The sequence below is a fragment of the Ascidiimonas meishanensis genome, from assembly GCF_037782385.1.
Taxonomy (GTDB): domain Bacteria; phylum Bacteroidota; class Bacteroidia; order Flavobacteriales; family Flavobacteriaceae; genus Ascidiimonas; species Ascidiimonas meishanensis.
In genome coordinates this window covers 454,590-473,641 of the sequence record NZ_JBBEXD010000003.1, presented here as the reverse complement: position 1 = coordinate 473,641, position 19,052 = coordinate 454,590, and the positions used below count along the sequence as shown (strand labels likewise).

The 19,052-nt window shown below is 34.1% G+C and carries 13 protein-coding genes; 7 read left to right on the top strand and 6 right to left on the bottom strand.

Features of this window, described 5'->3' with window-relative positions; all coding sequences use genetic code 11:
* Positions 1 to 176 precede the first annotated feature (176 nt).
* Positions 177 to 980: a DNA/RNA non-specific endonuclease gene (locus WBG07_RS07105; RefSeq protein WP_340199893.1), complete on the bottom strand. Its 804-nt coding sequence runs from the start codon at positions 978 to 980 to the stop codon at positions 177 to 179.
* Between the two features lie 160 nt (positions 981 to 1,140).
* Positions 1,141 to 3,273, bottom strand: a complete 2,133-nt coding sequence (locus WBG07_RS07100) for a carboxy terminal-processing peptidase (protein ID WP_340199891.1) — start codon at positions 3,271 to 3,273, stop codon at positions 1,141 to 1,143.
* A 142-nt stretch (positions 3,274 to 3,415) separates the two neighbouring features.
* On the opposite strand from WBG07_RS07100, the gene surE reads away from it, so the two are divergent.
* The 5 genes from surE to WBG07_RS07075 are packed head-to-tail and all read left to right on the top strand — an operon-like array spanning position 3,416 to position 8,262.
* Positions 3,416 to 4,195 carry a 5'/3'-nucleotidase SurE gene (surE, locus tag WBG07_RS07095; RefSeq protein ID WP_340199890.1) on the top strand — a complete coding sequence of 260 codons (780 nt, stop codon included), beginning with the start codon at positions 3,416 to 3,418 and terminating at the stop codon, positions 4,193 to 4,195.
* Positions 4,188 to 4,478 carry a hypothetical protein gene (locus WBG07_RS07090; protein ID WP_340199889.1) on the top strand — a complete coding sequence of 97 codons (291 nt, stop codon included), beginning with the start codon at positions 4,188 to 4,190 and terminating at the stop codon, positions 4,476 to 4,478. The genes surE and WBG07_RS07090 overlap by 8 nt, the downstream gene beginning before the upstream one ends.
* 2 nt (positions 4,479 to 4,480) lie before the next feature.
* Positions 4,481 to 5,599 (top strand): lipid-A-disaccharide synthase, encoded by a 1,119-nt coding sequence (gene lpxB, locus WBG07_RS07085; RefSeq protein WP_340199888.1) that lies wholly within the window; start codon positions 4,481 to 4,483, stop codon positions 5,597 to 5,599.
* 48 nt (positions 5,600 to 5,647) lie between these two features.
* Positions 5,648 to 6,199 (top strand): C40 family peptidase, encoded by a 552-nt coding sequence (locus WBG07_RS07080; RefSeq protein WP_340199887.1) that lies wholly within the window; start codon positions 5,648 to 5,650, stop codon positions 6,197 to 6,199.
* A gap of 29 nt (positions 6,200 to 6,228) precedes the next feature.
* A complete protein-coding gene (locus WBG07_RS07075; protein ID WP_340199886.1) occupies positions 6,229 to 8,262 on the top strand; it encodes a ComEC/Rec2 family competence protein in 2,034 nt (677 codons plus the stop codon).
* On the opposite strand, the gene WBG07_RS07070 is transcribed toward WBG07_RS07075, so the two are convergent.
* Entirely contained in the window at positions 8,259 to 9,848 is a 1,590-nt protein-coding gene (locus tag WBG07_RS07070; protein ID WP_340199884.1) for a peptide MFS transporter, read from the bottom strand. The genes WBG07_RS07075 and WBG07_RS07070 overlap by 4 nt on opposite strands.
* A gap of 18 nt (positions 9,849 to 9,866) precedes the next feature.
* Positions 9,867 to 12,023: a S9 family peptidase gene (locus WBG07_RS07065; protein WP_340199883.1), complete on the bottom strand. Its 2,157-nt coding sequence runs from the start codon at positions 12,021 to 12,023 to the stop codon at positions 9,867 to 9,869.
* Between the two features lie 173 nt (positions 12,024 to 12,196).
* Between WBG07_RS07065 and WBG07_RS07060 the strand changes: the two genes are divergently transcribed.
* Positions 12,197 to 13,519 carry a hydroxymethylglutaryl-CoA reductase, degradative gene (locus tag WBG07_RS07060; RefSeq protein WP_340199881.1) on the top strand — a complete coding sequence of 441 codons (1,323 nt, stop codon included), beginning with the start codon at positions 12,197 to 12,199 and terminating at the stop codon, positions 13,517 to 13,519.
* Between the two features lie 8 nt (positions 13,520 to 13,527).
* A complete protein-coding gene (locus tag WBG07_RS07055; protein WP_340199880.1) occupies positions 13,528 to 14,460 on the top strand; it encodes a GYDIA family GHMP kinase in 933 nt (310 codons plus the stop codon).
* Between the two features lie 237 nt (positions 14,461 to 14,697).
* Here WBG07_RS07055 and WBG07_RS07050 read toward each other — a convergent pair whose 3' ends face one another.
* Together WBG07_RS07050 and WBG07_RS07045 are read right to left on the bottom strand one after the other, a co-directional pair.
* Entirely contained in the window at positions 14,698 to 16,071 is a 1,374-nt protein-coding gene (locus tag WBG07_RS07050; protein WP_340199879.1) for a tetratricopeptide repeat protein, read from the bottom strand.
* Between the two features lie 799 nt (positions 16,072 to 16,870).
* Positions 16,871 to 18,964, bottom strand: coding sequence for a peptidylprolyl isomerase (locus tag WBG07_RS07045; protein WP_340199877.1), 2,094 nt, complete (start codon positions 18,962 to 18,964; stop codon positions 16,871 to 16,873).
* Positions 18,965 to 19,052 lie beyond the last annotated feature (88 nt).

Sequence of the window (19,052 nt, the reverse complement as noted above, 5' to 3'; positions counted from 1 at the left end):
ATTCAATAAATTACTGCAAAAAACTGAGCAGATCCGAACAACGGTTTATTACAGGTGGAGTAGATTTCATTACTCAAAGACAATGTATACATTATTGCCTTGGAGAGTGGGATAACTTTCTATGTATCTTACCAGAAAACTCTCCTTGTGCGGGTTATTATGCTTAGTTTAAATATTTAAAGGCTCCAATCTCTAAGATAGACTTTAGCTTCTGCAATATTTTCCTGATCATCAGGAAGATTAGGAAAAAAATCTATTCCGGTAAGTAGCTCAATTTGATCTACAGTAACAATAAAGTTTTTTAAATCATCATTGCTTTGTTGGTGAGGCACTAAAAATGCAATGAGTTTATAGCTGCCTAGCCGATTGTCTAACAGTATTTTATAGAAATAAGTTGGTACGGTAACTTTTTCCGAACCAATAGCGTTTTGGCTATCGCCTAAGATTCCTCCAGTAACCACAAAAACACCATCATATCTTTTAGCCCACTTTCGAGTTTGTTGCTCTAATCTATTCCAAATGCCACTATTAAAGGTGTGTTCCATAGGGCTAATATTGCTTGTGTAGAATGTTTCATTATAAGCTTCAAGCGAAAAACGCCTATCACCAGCTGGACAAAGATGACCCCGATCATATCCTGAATTCTTATAATTACGCCAACCCGCCGAACCCGTGGAGACTTTTGGATCTTCATTGAAATAAGGCCTTTTACGATCTGCATCAGATACATGTTCCTTCTTTAATTCATAAGCTACCCATTCTGCCTGCTCATGCAATTCATTGTAGGATAAAGAATAAAATTCATGGTGTACGATTTGATTGGTGGTAGATGAAGGAAGGTAGAAATTGTTGTATGCGCTATTACCTTTTTCTTCTAAGTCTGGTTTTGCTATTATACTTTGTTTCTGTTCGTATAGGTAAAACCCAACAATCACAAGACCCATCAACAAAGGATAAATATACTGTTGTTTTAGTTTCATAATTTCGCAATTTACGAATCCATTGTGAATCATTAAAAATAAACAGCCTCCTTATTTTGGCATTTTAAAATAGAGAAATATTGTTTAGCCTCTAGATATTAAAAACAAAAAAAACCTGAACATTTCAGTTCAGGTTACTAGAAATTAGTATTTCATTATTTTATCCTTTTATCCCTGCCACCTTACCTTTCTTAATATTACTAAGTTTCAAATCAAGTAAAACATTCACCGCTTCTTCTACATAAACATCTTTTGAAAGATTCTTATGCCATCTGTTGCGCTTATCTTTTAGAACGGTATCTTGTGAGAAGAGTTTTTGTTCATATAAAGGAGACTCAAAAGTGAGATTTGTTTTATAATCGGTTATTCCTTTAAAATATTTAGCTTTTTCTTCATTTGCCTCAATCTCTTTTTTGTAAGCATCCAAGTTTAACGGGTATTCAAAATTATCTTGTTGTTGTTTTACCCATTTTGCATTCTCATCAATTAATTTTAACAATGGATTAGCTGTCATTCTTTCTTCGCTACGTTTTATAGTAGTTTCGTAATCAATATATTCATTCCAAGGTTCATAATCTGCAGCCTCAATTTTATCCCATGGTAAAGGGTTATCTTGATCTTTTTCTCCTATTTCAATATAGCTGTACTTATCTGGCACTACTACATCGCTTTTAACACCTTCTAATTGAGTAGAACCTCCATTAATTCTATAAAACTTTTGAGTGGTAAGCTTTAATGAGCCTACATCTCCAAACTCATTATTTCTTTTGAGAAATTGATTAAGATCTATTACATTTTGAACGGTTCCCTTACCATAGGTTTGCTTGCTCCCTATTACAATAGCTCTTTTGTAATCTTGCATGGCTGCGGCTAAAATTTCCGAAGCAGAAGCAGACAATTCGTTGACTAAAATCACCAATGGGCCATCCCATTGAATGCGCTCATCATCATCGCTTAAAACTTCTTTTCCGGGACCTGTAGTTTTCACCTGAACTACTGGACCTTCTTTTATAAACAATCCAGCCATGTCTACCACTGTTTTAAGAGATCCTCCACCGTTATCACGTAAATCAAGAATTAATCCTTCCATACCTTCACGTTTTAGTCTCTCTATTTCTTTAGCTACATCAGAAGCGGCATTACGTTCTTTATAATTATCAAAATCTATATAAAATTTAGGTAAATTAATGATTCCAAATGTGCGTTCATTCTTTTTCACTAAAGATGATTTAGCATACGATTCTTCTAGTTCTACTACATCCCTAATAATTGAAATTACTTCAATGGTACCATCAACACGTTTTAAGGTAAGACGAACCTCTGTACCTTTGGGACCTTTAATTAATTTTACGGCATTATCAAGCCTCATCCCTACAATACTAACTGGGAGTTCGTCTCCTTGGGCTACCTTTAATATTTCATCTCCAACTTCCACCTGTTGACCTCTCCAGGCTGGTCCTCCAGAAATTACATCTGTCACCCTTATATTGTCATTTCGTTTTTGAAGTCTGGCTCCAATTCCCTCAAATTTACCAGAAATGTTAATATCAAAGCGTTCTTTGTCCTCAGGAGCTAAATAGAATGTATGCGGGTCAAACTCTTCTACAATACTGTTGATATATTGACTAAACCAATCCTTTCTTTCCAAATCCTTGGTAAGGTCAAAAAACTCATCAAAAGTTTTTAAAGTAGACTTTCTAGCTTCTATTTCAAGATCTATTTCAGATTTCGTACTATAAGAAGGATCTTCTTCTTTTTTTGATTCCTCTTCTTCTAGTCGAGACAAATATCCTGAAAGGGTAGAAAATTTAACCTGCTTTCTCCATCTGTCTTTCAACTCTTTCTTTGAGCTGGCATAGGGTAAGGCGTCATAATTTGTGTTTATTGTTTCACTAAGAGCAAAGTCTAAAGGTTTTTCCAATACTTCTCTATAAATATCTTTACTTTCTTCCATTCTTTTCATCAACCTTGTATAAGTAAGATTGAAAAAAGTAATGTCTAACTCTTTAAGCTGATCATCTATTTTATACTTATAAGATTTGAATTCCTTAATATCTGAAGCCAGAAAAAATCTCTTTAAAGGATCAAGGGCATTAATGTAGTCGCGAAATACATTTTCAGAAAAGTTATCATCTACCTCTCTGGGGTCAAAATGACCCTTCTCCAATACATATGTTATAAGTTCTATAAGAACTTTGTCTTTGTCTGAACTTTCAAATGTTTTATTAGTGAAACTACAAGAAGCAATTGAAATAATAAACGCTCCCATTAAGAATAACAAATTCCTTTTCATAATATCCAATTTTAATATGTCTAATTTACTGAAAAAACCATGCCAGCTTTATACAATGTTACTAATTTTTTGTTAAACATACTATATTGTCTATATAACGCATCAATTCCCTATTTTTGCTTCTTTAAATTAAGATATAGCTATGAAGAGTAGACCATTGATATTAGTAACAAATGATGACGGCATAACAGCTCCTGGATTGAGAGCTCTTATTAGTGTAATGAACGAAATTGGAGATGTAGTTGTTGTTGCTCCAGACAGTCCGCAATCTGCGATGGGTCATGCCATAACCATCAATTCTACTTTGTATTGCAGTCCCATATCTATAGATGATGAGGAAGAACAAATTGAGTATACTTGCAGTGGTACAGCTGCTGATTGCGTAAAACTAGCAGTTAATGAAATTCTTAATAAAAGACCTGATATTTGTGTAAGTGGAATCAATCATGGTTCTAACTCTTCTATTAACGTAATTTATTCTGGAACCATGAGTGCGGCGGTTGAGGCTGGTATTGAAGGAATTCCAGCCATTGGTTTTTCACTTTGCGATTATTCTTGGGAAGCAGATTTTAAAGTTGCTAAAGAATATGCAAAAAGTATCACTGCCAATGCCCTTAAAAATGGTATGCCTAAAGGTGTTGTGCTTAATGTTAACATTCCAAAGGCTAAAAAAGAAGAAATAAAAGGGGTTAGGGTTTGCAGACAGGCTAAAGCAAACTGGGTGGAAGTATTTGACAAAAGAACAAATCCTCAAGGGAGAGATTACTATTGGCTTACTGGTAAATTTGTAAACGAAGATAAAGGTGAAGATACAGATGAATGGGCACTAGCCAATAATTATATTTCTGTAGTACCGGTTCAATTTGATCTTACTGCGCATCATGCCATACAAGATATCAATACTTGGGACTTAAATGATTAAGAAGGAAATTTTTATTGGCTTCCTTGTTGGGGTTATTTCTAACTCCCTAGGTGTTCTACTTGCTATAGTAGCACTATCTTATTATACAAAACTCACAATGAAAACTACCTATGAGTTGGCTTTTTCTCAGGGAAGTATAGGAAGTATCATAGCTATGGGTGGCATTATGAATCTTATTTCTTTTTTTCTTTTTTTACACTTAAATAGGGATTATAGAGCCAGAGGAGTATTAATGGCAACAGTATTAAGTGCTATGCTCATTCTCTTATACAAAATTATGTAATTATGAGGTATTACATTATTGCTGGTGAAGCTTCAGGAGACCTTCATGGCTCCAATTTAATGAAGTATATTTTTGCAAATGACAAAGACGCAGAAGTACGCTTCTGGGGAGGAGATCTCATGCAAAATATAGGGGGAGTATTGGTAAAACACTTTAAGGATCTTGCATTTATGGGTTTTCTGGAGGTAGTGTTGAATTTGCGTACGATTCTTAAAAACATTTCATTTTGTAAAAAAGATATTGCGGCCTTTTCTCCAGATGTTATCATTTTTATTGATTACCCTGGTTTTAATCTCCGAATTGCAAAATGGGCTAAAGAACAAGGTATTCCCACACACTATTATATATCACCTCAAATCTGGGCTTGGAAAGAAAGTAGAATTCAGGCTATAAAGCGTGATGTAGATAAAATGTATGTAATTCTGCCTTTTGAAAAGGAGTTTTATGAAAAGAAGCATTTATTCCCGGTGCATTTTGTAGGCCACCCATTAATTGATGCAATTTCTGGAAGAATTACTAAAACTAAATCTGAATTTTGCATTGAACACGGTTTGGATCAGGAAAAGAAAATTATCGCCTTACTTCCCGGAAGCCGAAAACAAGAAATACAAAAAATGCTCCAGGTGATGCTGGCTGTTGCTCCAGATTTTCCTGACTATCAATTTGTAATTGCAGGGGCTCCAAGTTTAGATCATGATTTCTATAAAAATTTTATTTCCGATAAAAATATTTACTTCGTCTCTAATAAAACCTACGATTTATTAAGTGTAGCATATGCGGCTTTAGTAACTAGTGGAACTGCAACCCTTGAGACTGCCTTGTTTAAAGTACCCGAGGTTGTTTGCTATAAAGGAAACTGGATTTCTTATCAAATTGCAAAACGTATTATTTCCTTAGAGTATATTTCATTGGTGAATCTCATCATGGATGCACCTGTGGTTACAGAGCTTATTCAAAGTGATTTCACCAGAAAACGCCTTCAAAAAGAATTGGAATTAATACTTGAACCTTCCCATAGAAACAAATTAATTGCTCAATATGATGCGTTAGAAGAAAAGCTTGGCGGAGGAGGAGCCAGTAAAAAAACTGCGGATTTGATTATTCAAGCAATTAAAAAATGAGTCTATGTTTAAAGATTTGTAGTATTTTGCAGTAAAATATGATCACTAATGAAACGAATACTGCCCCTACTTGTTTTACTTACGGTTATTATTGGTTGTAAATCTTCAAAAAAAACTACTTCCGTTAAACCTGTTTCTATTACCGTCAAGGCTCCTGATGAGGACGAAAATACTTCTGATAGCAATACTGTTAACAATACTGTCGAAAACGAAAGTGCGTTAGCAAATGAAATTGTGCGTACCGCGCTATCCTACAGCGGAACACGTTACAAATATGGGGGTATAACATCTAAAGGAATGGACTGTTCTGGATTGTTATTCGTTGCATTCAAACAACATGAAGTGCCTATTCAACGTACTTCTTCTATGATGGCATCTCAAGGAGTAAAGATAAAAATACGAGATGTTCAAAAAGGAGATTTACTTTTTTTCACGACTGGAAAAAATAAAAGACGAATCAATCATGTTGGTCTAGTGGTTGCTGTTAAAAATAATGATGTAAAATTCATTCATTCCACAACCTCCAGAGGGGTTTTAATTTCTTCTATAAATGAAGGTTATTGGAATTATGCCTTTAAAGAAGCACGACGTATTTTGTAAATTTATAAGATTTTTCAGTAATTTTATATATGAAATTACTGAATTATAAATTCTCAGTACTAGTGCTGTGCTACATTTTAGGAATCGTTACAGGTTATTACCTGCAACTTTCTTTGGCACCAATTATCATTGTATTTGGAGTAACTTTTAGTTTGTTTCTATTTTTTAAACAAAAAGCCAATAAACGGTTTCTACAAAAATCTGATTTTACTTTAGTAAGCTTCCTTATTTTCTTTCTTCTTGGTGGTATTGTAATGCAGATTCATCTTGAAAAAAACTTTCAAACTCATTACACACATCAAACCAATTACCAAAAAGAACATCTTTGGTTTGTAAAAGTAACACATGCACTTAAATCGTCCGCTAATTACAATCGATATGAAGGAGTATTATTACAGATGGACTCATCAAAGGTTAGAGGCAAAGTACTTATAAACATTAAAATAAATAATTCCAAAACGCTCCCTACGGGTACCGAATTTGCTACAAACACAACTCTTATATCAATAAATAAACCACTAAATCCCGGTCAATTTAATTATGAAGATTACTTGGCTAAGAGGCAAATCTATCATCAATTATACATAAATCAGGAAGAACTTGTTTCGCTAAAAACAACTCCTTCCCTACTTGTTCTTACCCAAGAATATCGAGAAACGATTAGAAGGAATCTAGAGAAGTACGCCTTTGATGCAAAAGAACTAGCAATTATGAATGCGTTGTTATTAGGATACAGGAATGATATTTCCAAAGAAATGTATGCAAACTTTGCAGCAGCTGGTGTTATTCATATTTTGGCTATCTCTGGACTTCATGTAGGCATTTTACTTTTGTTTTTAAATTATATGTTTAGCCCTTTGGCATCTGTAAAGAATGGCACGGTTTACAAATCTATCATTGTTATCTTATTGCTATGGCTTTTTGCTTTGTTAACCGGATTTTCCCCTTCTGTAGTAAGATCTGTTACTATGTTTTCTTTCTTCGCTTATGCATTAAACCGGAAAAAACTTACTAGCACCTTCAATGTATTATTTACAAGTATGTTTTTTTTATTACTATTCAAACCACTTCTTATCTTTGATGTTGGTTTTCAATTGAGTTATTCAGCTGTACTTGCAATTATTTGGATACAACCTATCATTTATAAAAAATGGGTTCCAAGATATTGGATTACGAAATATTTATGGTCTATACTTTGTGTTACATTCTCAGCTCAACTGGGTTTATTGCCTTTGAGCTTATACTACTTTCACCAGTTTCCAAGTTTGTTCTTTTTATCTAATCTTGTGATTTTACCGTTTCTTGGACTTATCTTAGGAAGTGGAGTTCTAATTATTATATTATCCATGACACATCTGCTTCCCAATTTTTTGGTGACCTTCTATGCCAATATTTTAAAATTACTTCACCAATTTGTAAGCTGGATTGCCCAACAGGAAGCTTTTGTTTTTAAGGGTCTCTTTTTTGACATCAAAATGCTCATTGCATCCTATGTGTTGATTATTGGTTTAGTGTTTCTACTGCAAAAAACTTCAAAAAAGAATATTGTTATTTCTACAGTAGGTTTTCTATGCTTATTTGGACTCATTATTTGGAATAACATTGCCATAAAAAAACAAGATTCCTTAATTGTATTTCATCAAAATCGGGAAACGCTTATTGCAAAACACAAAGGTGAAAAATTGATTATTTACGGTGATCTTTTAAAGAAACCTGAAACATCTTACCCTATAAAAAATTATCAGATTCAGCACCCTGCAAAAACGATTCAAAAGGAAATGCTTCCGGTTTCGTTATCTACTCATAAAGAGCGGATTATTATTTTAGATTCCCTTCAGGATCCTATACCTATACCTAAGAGGCAGATTATTTTACTAGTAAACTCTCCTAAGATAAATCTAGAACGCATCATTAAACTTTATGAACCAAAAATGATTATTTCTGATGGCAGTAATTATATCAGTCTAAAAAAACGTTGGAAACAAACATGTAAAAAAGAAAAACTCCCTTTTCATGATACCTATGAAAAGGGAGCTTATATTTTAGATTTTACTGAATATTAGCGAATCCCATGCATCATTTTTCTTATAATAGGGCTTATAGCAATCATAACAAATCCCATCCCTATAGGTATTAGAGTAAAAATAAGAAAGAAAGTAGAGAGTCCATAATCTTCTAATATTGGATCCATATAACTTGCGGTCCACCCTCCAATTACTCCTGCTAGGAAATTGGATATAAACCAAATCCCAAACATCATTCCTACTAATCTTAAAGGCGCTAACTTACTTACATAAGAGAGACCCACCGGAGAAAGACATAATTCTCCCAGTGTATGAAATAAGTAGGCTAATACCAGCCAAAGCATACTTACTGAAGCGGTTTTAGCCCCTTGAGGAATGGTAGAAGCTCCATAAGCTAATGCCGCAAACCCAACACCTACCAAAATAAGACCCAGTGCAAATTTAATAGGGCCAGAAGGGTTAAACCTACTTTGCCACATCTTTGAAAAGAGTGGCGCAAAAATGATAATGAACAATGAATTTAAAACGGAGAACCAAGAAGCCGCAACCTCAGTTTGATTGCTCGAAAATTCTCTAAAAAGCATCCAGATAACAATACCCCATATAATCAAAAAACTAATTCCTAGCCATGTGTTTGACAAACCGTAACTTTTAAATGTTTGGGTAAACAGTTTGATTAAAACCCAAGTAATCACCAGTAGTGGAACTATCGTTATTATTGCGTTAACAGTTTTAAAGGTAGTTGCTGCAGAGCCTTCTAATGCTCTATCGGTATAATCAGAAGCAAAGATGGTCATAGAGCCACCAGCTTGCTCAAAAGCCCACCAGAAGAAGGTTGTAAACAGCGCAAAAATGCTTATGACAATAATTCTATCTCTGTCAATTTTTGACTTCTCAGCTTGTTTAGCCACGGCAGACAGATCTTCTTGCACCTTTTCTACTTGATCTTCTACTGCATCATCTAGCTCTGGTTGATTTTTTGGAGACAACCCTATATTACCAAATATTTTTTGAGCGTAAAAGAACTGTAGCATTCCAAAGAACATAAAAATACCGGCAAGGCCAAAACCATAATGCCACCCTACTTTTTCGCCTATATATCCGCATAACAAAATCCCTAAAAAAGCACCTGCATTGATTCCCATATAAAAAATAGTATATCCTGCATCTTTTTCTTTTCCGTTATTCTTATATAGTTGCCCTACAATAGAAGAGATATTGGGCTTAAAAAGCCCGTTCCCTAATATTAATAATACAAGTCCTGAATAGAAGAAGACTTCCGAAAATAATTCTAGCGCCATAGATGCATGCCCTAGGGTCATAATGAGCGCTCCCAAAACTACCGCATTTCTAAATCCTAAAAATTTATCGGCAATAAAACCCCCTATAATTGGAGTTAAATAAACCAATCCAATATACCAACCATAAAGTAATGTAGCATCTGCTCTTTCCCAGTTCCATCCACCTTCTAAAATAGATTTGGTTAGAAAAAGTACCAGCAAAGCTCTCATACCATAGTAAGAAAATCTTTCCCACATTTCTGTAAAGAACAAAACAAAAAGACCAGAAGGATGCCCTAAAACTGTTCTTTGATTGATCTCTGAACCGCCATATTTAAATTCCATAAATTTTGAGTTTTATTATTATAGGTTGTTTTTAATGAAATTAGTCATCTTTGTATAAAGTTGTAAGCGTGTATTACCTCCGTAAATACTATGATTTTTATCTGGATAGATTGCCCAATCAAATTGTTTATTGGCCTGTACTAATGCTTCTACCATTCTCATTGTATTTTGCACATGTACATTATCGTCACCTGAACCATGCACTAGCAAAAAGGCACCTTTTAATTTCTCTACGTGATTGATGGGTGAATTTTCGTCATAACCAGAAGCATTTTCCTGCGGGGTTCTCATATAACGCTCTGTGTAGATAGTATCATAAAAACGCCAGCTTGTAACGGGAGCTACCGCAATAGCCATTTTAAAAATATCATTACCTTTAAGCAAGCAGTTTGACGACATAAAGCCTCCGTAACTCCAACCCCATATCCCTATTCTACTTTCATCAATATAAGATCTACCTCCAAGTTCTTTGGCAGCAGCAATTTGATCTTCTACTTCATACTTACCAAGTTCTTGATATGTTACTTTTTTAAAAGCTGCTCCTTTAAAACCGGTTCCTCTTGGATCTATACAAACTACCACATAACCCTGTTGCGCCAGCATTTGATACCAATAATCATTAATACCAGTCCATCTATTCGCTACTTGTTGAGAACCTGGACCACTGTATTGATACATAAATAGCGGATATTTCTTTTCTGGATCAAAGCCTTTAGGTTTAATCATCCACATGTTTAGTTCACTCCCATTTACAGTGATTGTTGAAAATTCTTTTGGTGACAACTCGTAAGGCTTAAGCTTTGTCAACAAGGCATTATTATTTACTATTTCTTTCAGCTCTTTCCCGTCTTTTCCTTTACGTAGGGTATAACGGTAAGGAGTAGAGATACTGGAATAGGTGTTAATAAAATAAGTGTAATCTTCACTAAAAACTGCTGAATTACTACCAATTCTTTCAGTTAACAATTTTTTACCCTTGCCATTAATACCAATAGAATAAACAGCTCTGTTAATTGAACCTTGCTCTGTAGACTGATAATAAACCCGAGCTGTTTTAGGACTAAAACCATAAAAAGCTGTTACTTCCCAAGACCCTTTGGTTATCTGCCGAATGAATTTTCCATTTTTATCAAATAAATAAATATGATTAAACCCGTCTTTTTCACTTGTAAAAAGAAAACTATTATCATTAAGAAATGTAAGGTTATCAGTAATATCTATATATGCTTCATCTTTTTCTTGATAAATTTCTTTTACAGACTCATCTTTGGTATTATAAATTACCAGGCTTAATCTATTCTGATGACGATTAAGTATTTGAGCACTTAATTTGTTTGCAGCATTAGTCCATTTTATTCTAGGAATATAATAGGCATCTTGCAAAGGAACATTTACAGTTTTAGTAGACATAAGCTCATAAACATGTAATGAAACTATTGAATTTGTCTCTCCTGCTTTAGGATATTTAAAAACATGTTGTGTTTGGTAAAGATTTTTACCATACATATCCATAGAAAATTCTGGAACATTAGTTTCATCAAACCTTATAAATGCCAAATGAGATCCAGTTGAATTCCATTCAAATGCTCTCACAAAACTAAATTCTTCTTCATAAACCCAATCAGTTACACCATTTATAATCTTATTGGTCTCCCCATCCTTGGTTACCTGAGTAGTTTCTCCGTTTGTAAGATCTTTTATGTAAATGTTATTTTTAAAAACATAGGCTACCTTAGAGGCATCTGGAGAAAATAAAGGTTCCTGAATTTTTTCTTCAGAAACCAATTGAACTTCTTTACTTTTTATATTATATACAAAATATTTTCCGAGTCGTGAACGACGGTAAACAGGAGTTACCTTTGTTGCTAATAGTATTTTAGATTCGTCTTTACTGAAAGTATAGGACGAAAAAGCCTCTACAGACTCCAAATCAGCAGAAGACACGATAGTTTCTACTTTATCCAATGTTTCATAGTCGTATTTATCTACTGTAGAAACCCCCAGATTTGAATTAAGAACTGCATATTGTTTTCCGTTATTTAAGGAATTGAGCTTGTCCATACTTTTTGTAGTAAAAGTACCGCTCCAAATTTCCTGTAAATCTAATTGTTGTTGGGCTTGCAATAGGCTGCAAAAACCGGTAAAAAGAAAGATAAACGTGTATAGTTTTCTCATTCAAATTAAAGATTGATTAATAAAACGTCAAGTTTACTAATAATTTAACAAAAAAGTAAACTTTTTTCGTTAAACATAAGAGTAGACGTTATACTATTCAACAAAAAAATTACCAGAATACTACAAGCACTCATATTTAGTATCTTTGCTACGCTTAATAAAGGCTATATATTATGAATAAAGTTGTAGAAGGATTCTCAAAACTTTCTAAGGAACAGAAGATAACATGGCTAACTTCGCATTATTTCCCAAAGAATCCAGAAGCTCAAAATATCCTAAAACAATATTGGAATTCAAACCAAAAGCTCCAGAAGCTTCACGACGAATTCATAGAAAATACGATTACCAACTACTATTTACCTTTGGGTATTGCACCTAACTTTTTAATTAATGATAAAGTTCATGCAATTCCTATGGCTATAGAAGAAAGCTCTGTAATTGCAGCCGCCAGTAAAGCGGCTAAATTCTGGAGATTAAGAGGCGGATTTAAGGCCTCTGTAATTTCTACGGAGAAAATCGGACAGATACACTTTATGTTTAAGGGACACTCTCAAGAATTACAAAACTTTTTTAACCTCATAAAGACAGACCTTATTAATTCCATTAAAGGAATCACTCAAAATATGGAAAAGCGTGGTGGAGGGCTCACCCATATTGAATTGAGAAATAAAACAGCAGCCTTAGATAATTACTATCAACTTCATTGTACATTTGAAACGTTGGATGCCATGGGTGCTAACTTTATAAATTCATGCCTAGAGATGATGGCTAAAACATTGTTAGAAAAAGCAACAGAATTTCGTGGCTTCTCAAGCAAAGAATCTGATCTAGAGGTAGTAATGAGCATTCTTTCTAATTACGTTCCAAATTGTTTGGTAAGAGCAGAAGTAAGTTGTCCAGTATCACAACTTAACGAAGACACCAGCCTGTCTCCTGAAACATTTGCAGAAAAATTTGTTCAAGCTGTGGCGATTGCTAAAATAGAACCTTTTAGAGCGGTTACTCATAATAAAGGGATTATGAATGGTATTGATGCTGTAGTACTTGCAACAGGAAATGATTTTCGAGCAATAGAAGCTGGAATTCATGCTTATGCGGCTAGAAATGGGAGTTATTCTAGTTTAACAGATGCTAAAATTGAAGAGGGAATTTTTACCTTCTCTATTGAAGTACCCATGGCACTTGGAACGGTAGGAGGTCTTACCAAATTACACCCATTGGTAAAACTTTCTATGGAGATGCTTGGAAATCCATCTGCTAAAGAATTAATGGAAATAATTGCAGTTGCCGGACTCGCCCAAAATTTTGGGGCTATTCGTTCTTTAATAACGACAGGTATACAAAAAGGACATATGAAAATGCATCTTTTAAATATTTTAAACCAATTAGGAGCAACTAATGAGGAAAAGGCATATTTCACTAATTATTTCAAAGATAAAACGGTTACACATAGTGATGTTGTGAACGAATTTAATCGTGTAAGAACAAACGTTTAATATTGCTAATGCCTACCTCTTATTACAGTCATGGAAAATTACTCATCACAGGCGAATATGCTGTTTTAGATGGAGCACTTTCCCTTGCCTTACCAACTAAATATGGACAATCTCTTGAGATTGGAACACAACCTATACCAGATCTTCTTGAATGGCATAGCCTTGATTATTCTGGTGAGGTATGGTTTCGTGCGCAAATTAGGATAGATGCTATATTTGGAAAGCTTTCTGCAAGTGTTTCTAAGGCATCAAATACGAGTACTACAAATACATTACTCTCTGTTTTAAACGCTGCCATTCATCTCAACCCTTCTTTTATTCATAAATTAAGAGGGAAACGTGTTATAACCAGATTAGAGTTCCCTTCTGACTGGGGACTAGGTTCTTCATCTACTTTCATAAATAATATTGCCCAATGGGCAGGAATCAATGCATATGAGCTATTATGGAAAGGATTTGTAGGTAGTGGTTACGATATAGCTTGTGCTCAAAGCGATACACCTATCACTTATGAAGTTGCTGATAAAACTCCAAAAGTTACGCCTGTTATATTTAATCCCAATTTCAAAAATCAACTTTTTTTTATACACCTAAACAAAAAACAAAATAGCCGTGAAGGTATTGCACGTTATCAACAACTAGAAATAGATAAAAAGGAGCTTAAAACTAAAATTGATCCTATAACACAGGCTATTTGTCAAGCAGAAAGCCTTGCTGTTTTTGAAAAATTAATTGAAAAGCATGAACAAATAATAGGAGATACTTTGAAGCTTACGGCGGTTAAAGAGCTTTTATTCTCAGACTATTCTGGTGCCATTAAAAGTCTGGGAGCATGGGGTGGCGATTTTATTCTAGCTACTGGAAATAAAGAATTTGTATTTGATTATTTTCAAGATAAAGGATTCCATACAATACTGGCCTATTCTGAAATTATTTTATGATGGCACTTATAATGTTTCTTTCTTCCAGATTCATAAAACTATTTGTTGGGTAAATGTACATTGATTTCTTTAATCACTAAAACCTAAAGAGCTTCTACATAGTATTCAATATATGTTTTCAATACAAGATTAGCTTCGTGAAGCTATTATAGTTGCTTGGAAATAAATAAGAAAAAAACATTGTCACAGCTATAACTGTGACAATGTTTAAAAGAATATTTTTAAAGAGATGTTTCCCTATAATGAAGGTACTTTTACACTATCTCCTACCCAACATTTAAAGGTGATGGTTTTTCCAGACATACTTGAAGTAAAGATATCTTGCCTTGTAGGAGCTCTTTGGTCATAGCTGCTTGCTGCTTGAGCGGCCTTCCCAGAGACTGAAGCATCTACTCGTCCTGCCTTTCTAGCCATTTCTGCAGCTTTCCAATAAATTGCTCTCTTCTCAAAAGTTGTAGTACCACATTCATTTGCACTCTCAGCATAGAGGTTTGCAATAAGCAAATATGCTGCCCCCATTGATGGTTGATATTTTAATGCTTTCTGTGCGTAGTTTTTTGCACTGCTCTTTTGACCTCTATATTTCAATCTTCTAGCAATATTATAGAGAAGCTTCGCCTTTTTATAGGTGTCTGTTTGAAGATCTACTGCCTCATTATAATATTTGATAGCCTCATTAATTTTACCTGCTTTTTCTTTCAATATACCAATTTTGCGAGCCGAATCTGCGGAAGGATCCAACTGATGTAATGTCTCTACCATCTCAACAAATATAACATCATCCGTACAATCTTTGCTTTCCATTCTATTTGCGGCTCTATTTAACCAAACCGCATCATTTTTCTTAGTGTCAAAGTTTTTCTGGTATAACGGAATCAACTTCTCACAATCTGCGAGGTTTCCTAGTACCGCATCATTACTACCGCTAATTTTGTCATAAGACCCCGAATTAATTCGAGCGTTCTTTAGCTTTTTAGCTTCTTTCTTGGTAAGCGTTCCTGCTTCTTCCTTTTCCAAATAGCTTTCAATAACTTTTACCAATACCGCTTTTTCCTCATCAATCTTTTCAGTAACATTATCATAGGTATCAAAAACCTCCTGTATATCTTTTTTACCTGCATTATGAAGATTTACCAACGAAGAAAAATATAAAAACAATGCTTTGGCGTTTTTAAAATTAGCTAAATCCTTTTTAAAGGCTTCATTTAAAAGGTCAAATAGTTCCTCATCTGTACCCAATTTCTCCGATTCTATAAGTATTGCTTTATCTGCTGCTACCTTTGCATAAGGAAATTTTTCAGGAAAATACTTATTACTATCATCATACAAACTTAAAAGTGCACTTATATGAGAAGTCTTTTCTGATCCTTCTGATTTACTGATTTTATCTTTAAGTATTTTTTCGCCATAGACATATGTTGCACGGTTAAGCTCTGGACAATTTTCTCTCACCATTTTCCAAGGCTCATAAGCCACATTATAGTTTTTTACTTTTGACTGCTCATAAAACATGGAGAGATTCTTGCTACATTCAGGATTCTGTTCCTGTCCCATTAGGACACCAAAGCTTGCTATCAAAGCAGATAAAAACATAATGTGCTTCTTTTTCATCTCTCTATAATTTATATGGTTATTATTATTTAGTTTATTACCTCCATCTATCTAATAGCATAGCTTGAAGTTTGTAATGATATAATTCTTTATATTGCTTCTTGCCAAAACACCTCTTCTTCACACCTACTTTAAATACAGGGTTAATCTTAGAATACCTTATAAATAATCTTACATCAAAAAACACGCCAAAGTCTTTCTAGAATAAATAATTTACGCTTACTCGCCTTCATCCATAGTAAATAACAATTCTGTAAAGTATATTTTTAATAACTTAATGAAGATTTTTATTGATGGACATGTATTCTCCGGAGAATCTAGTGGCATCTTGAGCGATCACACAACTAAAGAGCGTAAGAAATAAAAGGATAAGATTAATTTTTTTTAACCTTAAACTTGGCTAAAAACCTGCACAAACCATTATAATAGAAATTTCTGCATTAGCAACAATTTGACTCTATGAGGAGTAGTCACTAAAAATTATAGACAAGGTTTACAGGTAGTGATTGCAATATTGCTGGTAGTCAAAACGATTCACTTATTAAAGACATTTGATTTTCCAACTATTCACATACGTTTAAAGACCCATAGGTAGAAGGTGATTTTAATCTACCTAATGGAAATAATGAATTTGTATTTGATTATTTTCAAGATAAGGGGTTTTACACCACTATATGTTACGATAAAATGATGCTTCCATGATAAAATTGCACTCCTCTATTTTTGGAAAATTATTGCATAAAAAAAGCTTTCTTATTTATTACAACAAGAAAGCTTTTGTACTGTCTTAACAGAATTTTTAATAAAAATCCGAACGATTATCTTCAATTTTGGCAGCTTCTTTAAGCGCTGTAAATACTTTTGAGTTCACGCTATTTCTAGTAGCTGTTTTTATGGTATTTGCATAAGTACCATAATTATCTAATTCAATAGAATTTTCTTTTTTGGTTACCTGCACCATAAAGACTCCATTTTCACCTTCAATAAGACTAGAGGTTTTTCCTTCTTCCAAACCAAAAGCTGCTCCTACCACTTTAGGCTCTCTCCCTGCTCCAGCTATAGTTGGAGACTTCATTGTAAGTGTAGTAGCCGAATTTACTTGTGTGTTGTTAGCTTTTGCAAAGGCATCAAGTGAACTTACATTCTCATTTTTTTCCTTAATAATTGCCGCCTTCTTTTGCTTTCTTAGAATAGGAAGCACTCTTGAAGAGGCTTCTTCTGGTGTTGTTAATCCCTTTTTGGTCTTTTTTGTGATCTGTGCAACTACATATCCATTAGGAACATTAAAACGCTTTACACTACCTACTTTTGATTCTTCTTCAAAAGCCCATTTTACAATAGTTCTTTGATTACCCAAACCAGGTAGGTTTTCATCAAGCGCTTTCACTTTATTTACAGGCCTTACCACATAGTTATTTTCCTTGGCTGTGCTCTGAAAATCTTTATCGGCGACGGCTATTTCAAATTTAGTAGCGTTGGTAAAAAGTTCGTTATTTGTTTCTTCAGATGCTTCAAGCTTTTGAGAAATAGTGGCTATTAAAACTTGATCTTCCTTATCGTCTACATGAATTACATGAAAACCAAAGTCTGTTTCTACTAACCCTATTGCTCCCTCTTCATTACCGAAAATAAAATCATTAAATGGAGCTACAGTAGCACCTTCTTCCAGATATCCCAAATCTCCGCCTTGAGGCGCAGAGGGTCCATCTGAATTATCTCTGGCTAAAGCAGTAAAAGTGCCTGGCTCTAGTTTTGCTTTTGCTAATAATTCTTCGGCCTTTATTTTTGCTTCTTCTTTTGTTCTAGTGATCTTAGGATTTGCGCGAGTAGCTCCTTGATATGCAATTAAAATATGGCTTGCTTTTACACTTCCATTCGGTTTTTTAGCAACCATTCTAGAAATTTTGTAAGTCTCTGCATCCTTGTAAGGACCAAATACATCTCCTATTTCTAAGCTAAACAAGCTATCCGCAAATAATGCTGGTAACCTCTTTTTAGACACATAACTAGAATCGTAGCGTACATCTGAATATCTGTTTACAAATAATTCCAAATCTTTTGTTGATTTAAATCCAGAAACAGTATCCCCCTCTTCTACTGTATCCTCTAATAAAGCAGTAATACTATTTAAAACTTTATCTTCATCTTCTAATGAAGGTTTTTCTTCAAATAAAACATAGGTAATGCTACGTGAAGCTTCTTCTTCAAAATCTGATTTATGATTTTCAATATACGTTTGAATTTCTTTTTTACTTACGGTGATAGTACTATCAGGAATACTTGCATAAGGTACTTGGACATATTTAACATTTACCTTATCATTTTCCATTTTGTAACTTTCTTTACCTTCTCCAAAGGAGGCTCCTAAACCAGCTTTGATAAGGTTAAAATACATTTGTTGTTGTGCCACTTGAATCAAACGTTGCTCCTGGACTTGCCACTGTGCAAAACCATTGGGGTCTGTTGCTTTTAATTCCGCTAAAAACTCAATAAATTTATTTTCATCAAACAAACCTGCTTCATTTTGAAACTGAGGACTCGATGTATATTGTGGAATTGACTTTACGACTTCAATAATCTGATCTTTTTCAATATTTAGCCCTAACTCCTCAAATTGCTCATTGTAGAGTGCCTTCTGAAGCTGTTGATCCCAGACTTGATTGACTACCTGAGTATTGGATACATTTGGGCCATACTGATTTGAAAGTTGATCTACCTCTGCTCTGAACTCATCTATTTTGATATCAGTGCCGTTAACTTCACCAACGATCTCTTTTGAAGATCCAAAACCTTGACTTCTAAAAAGGTCTGATATTACAAATGCAAACAGAGCCAGACCAATAACAAGTATTAGTACTAAGGAACGCTGTCTGATTTTCTCAAGAATTGCCATCTGTCGTTATTTTTATAAAATTCAGTTGGCGAAAATACCACTTTTTTAGAATAATAAAAACCTGTTGCCGTAATAATTACGGGTTTTT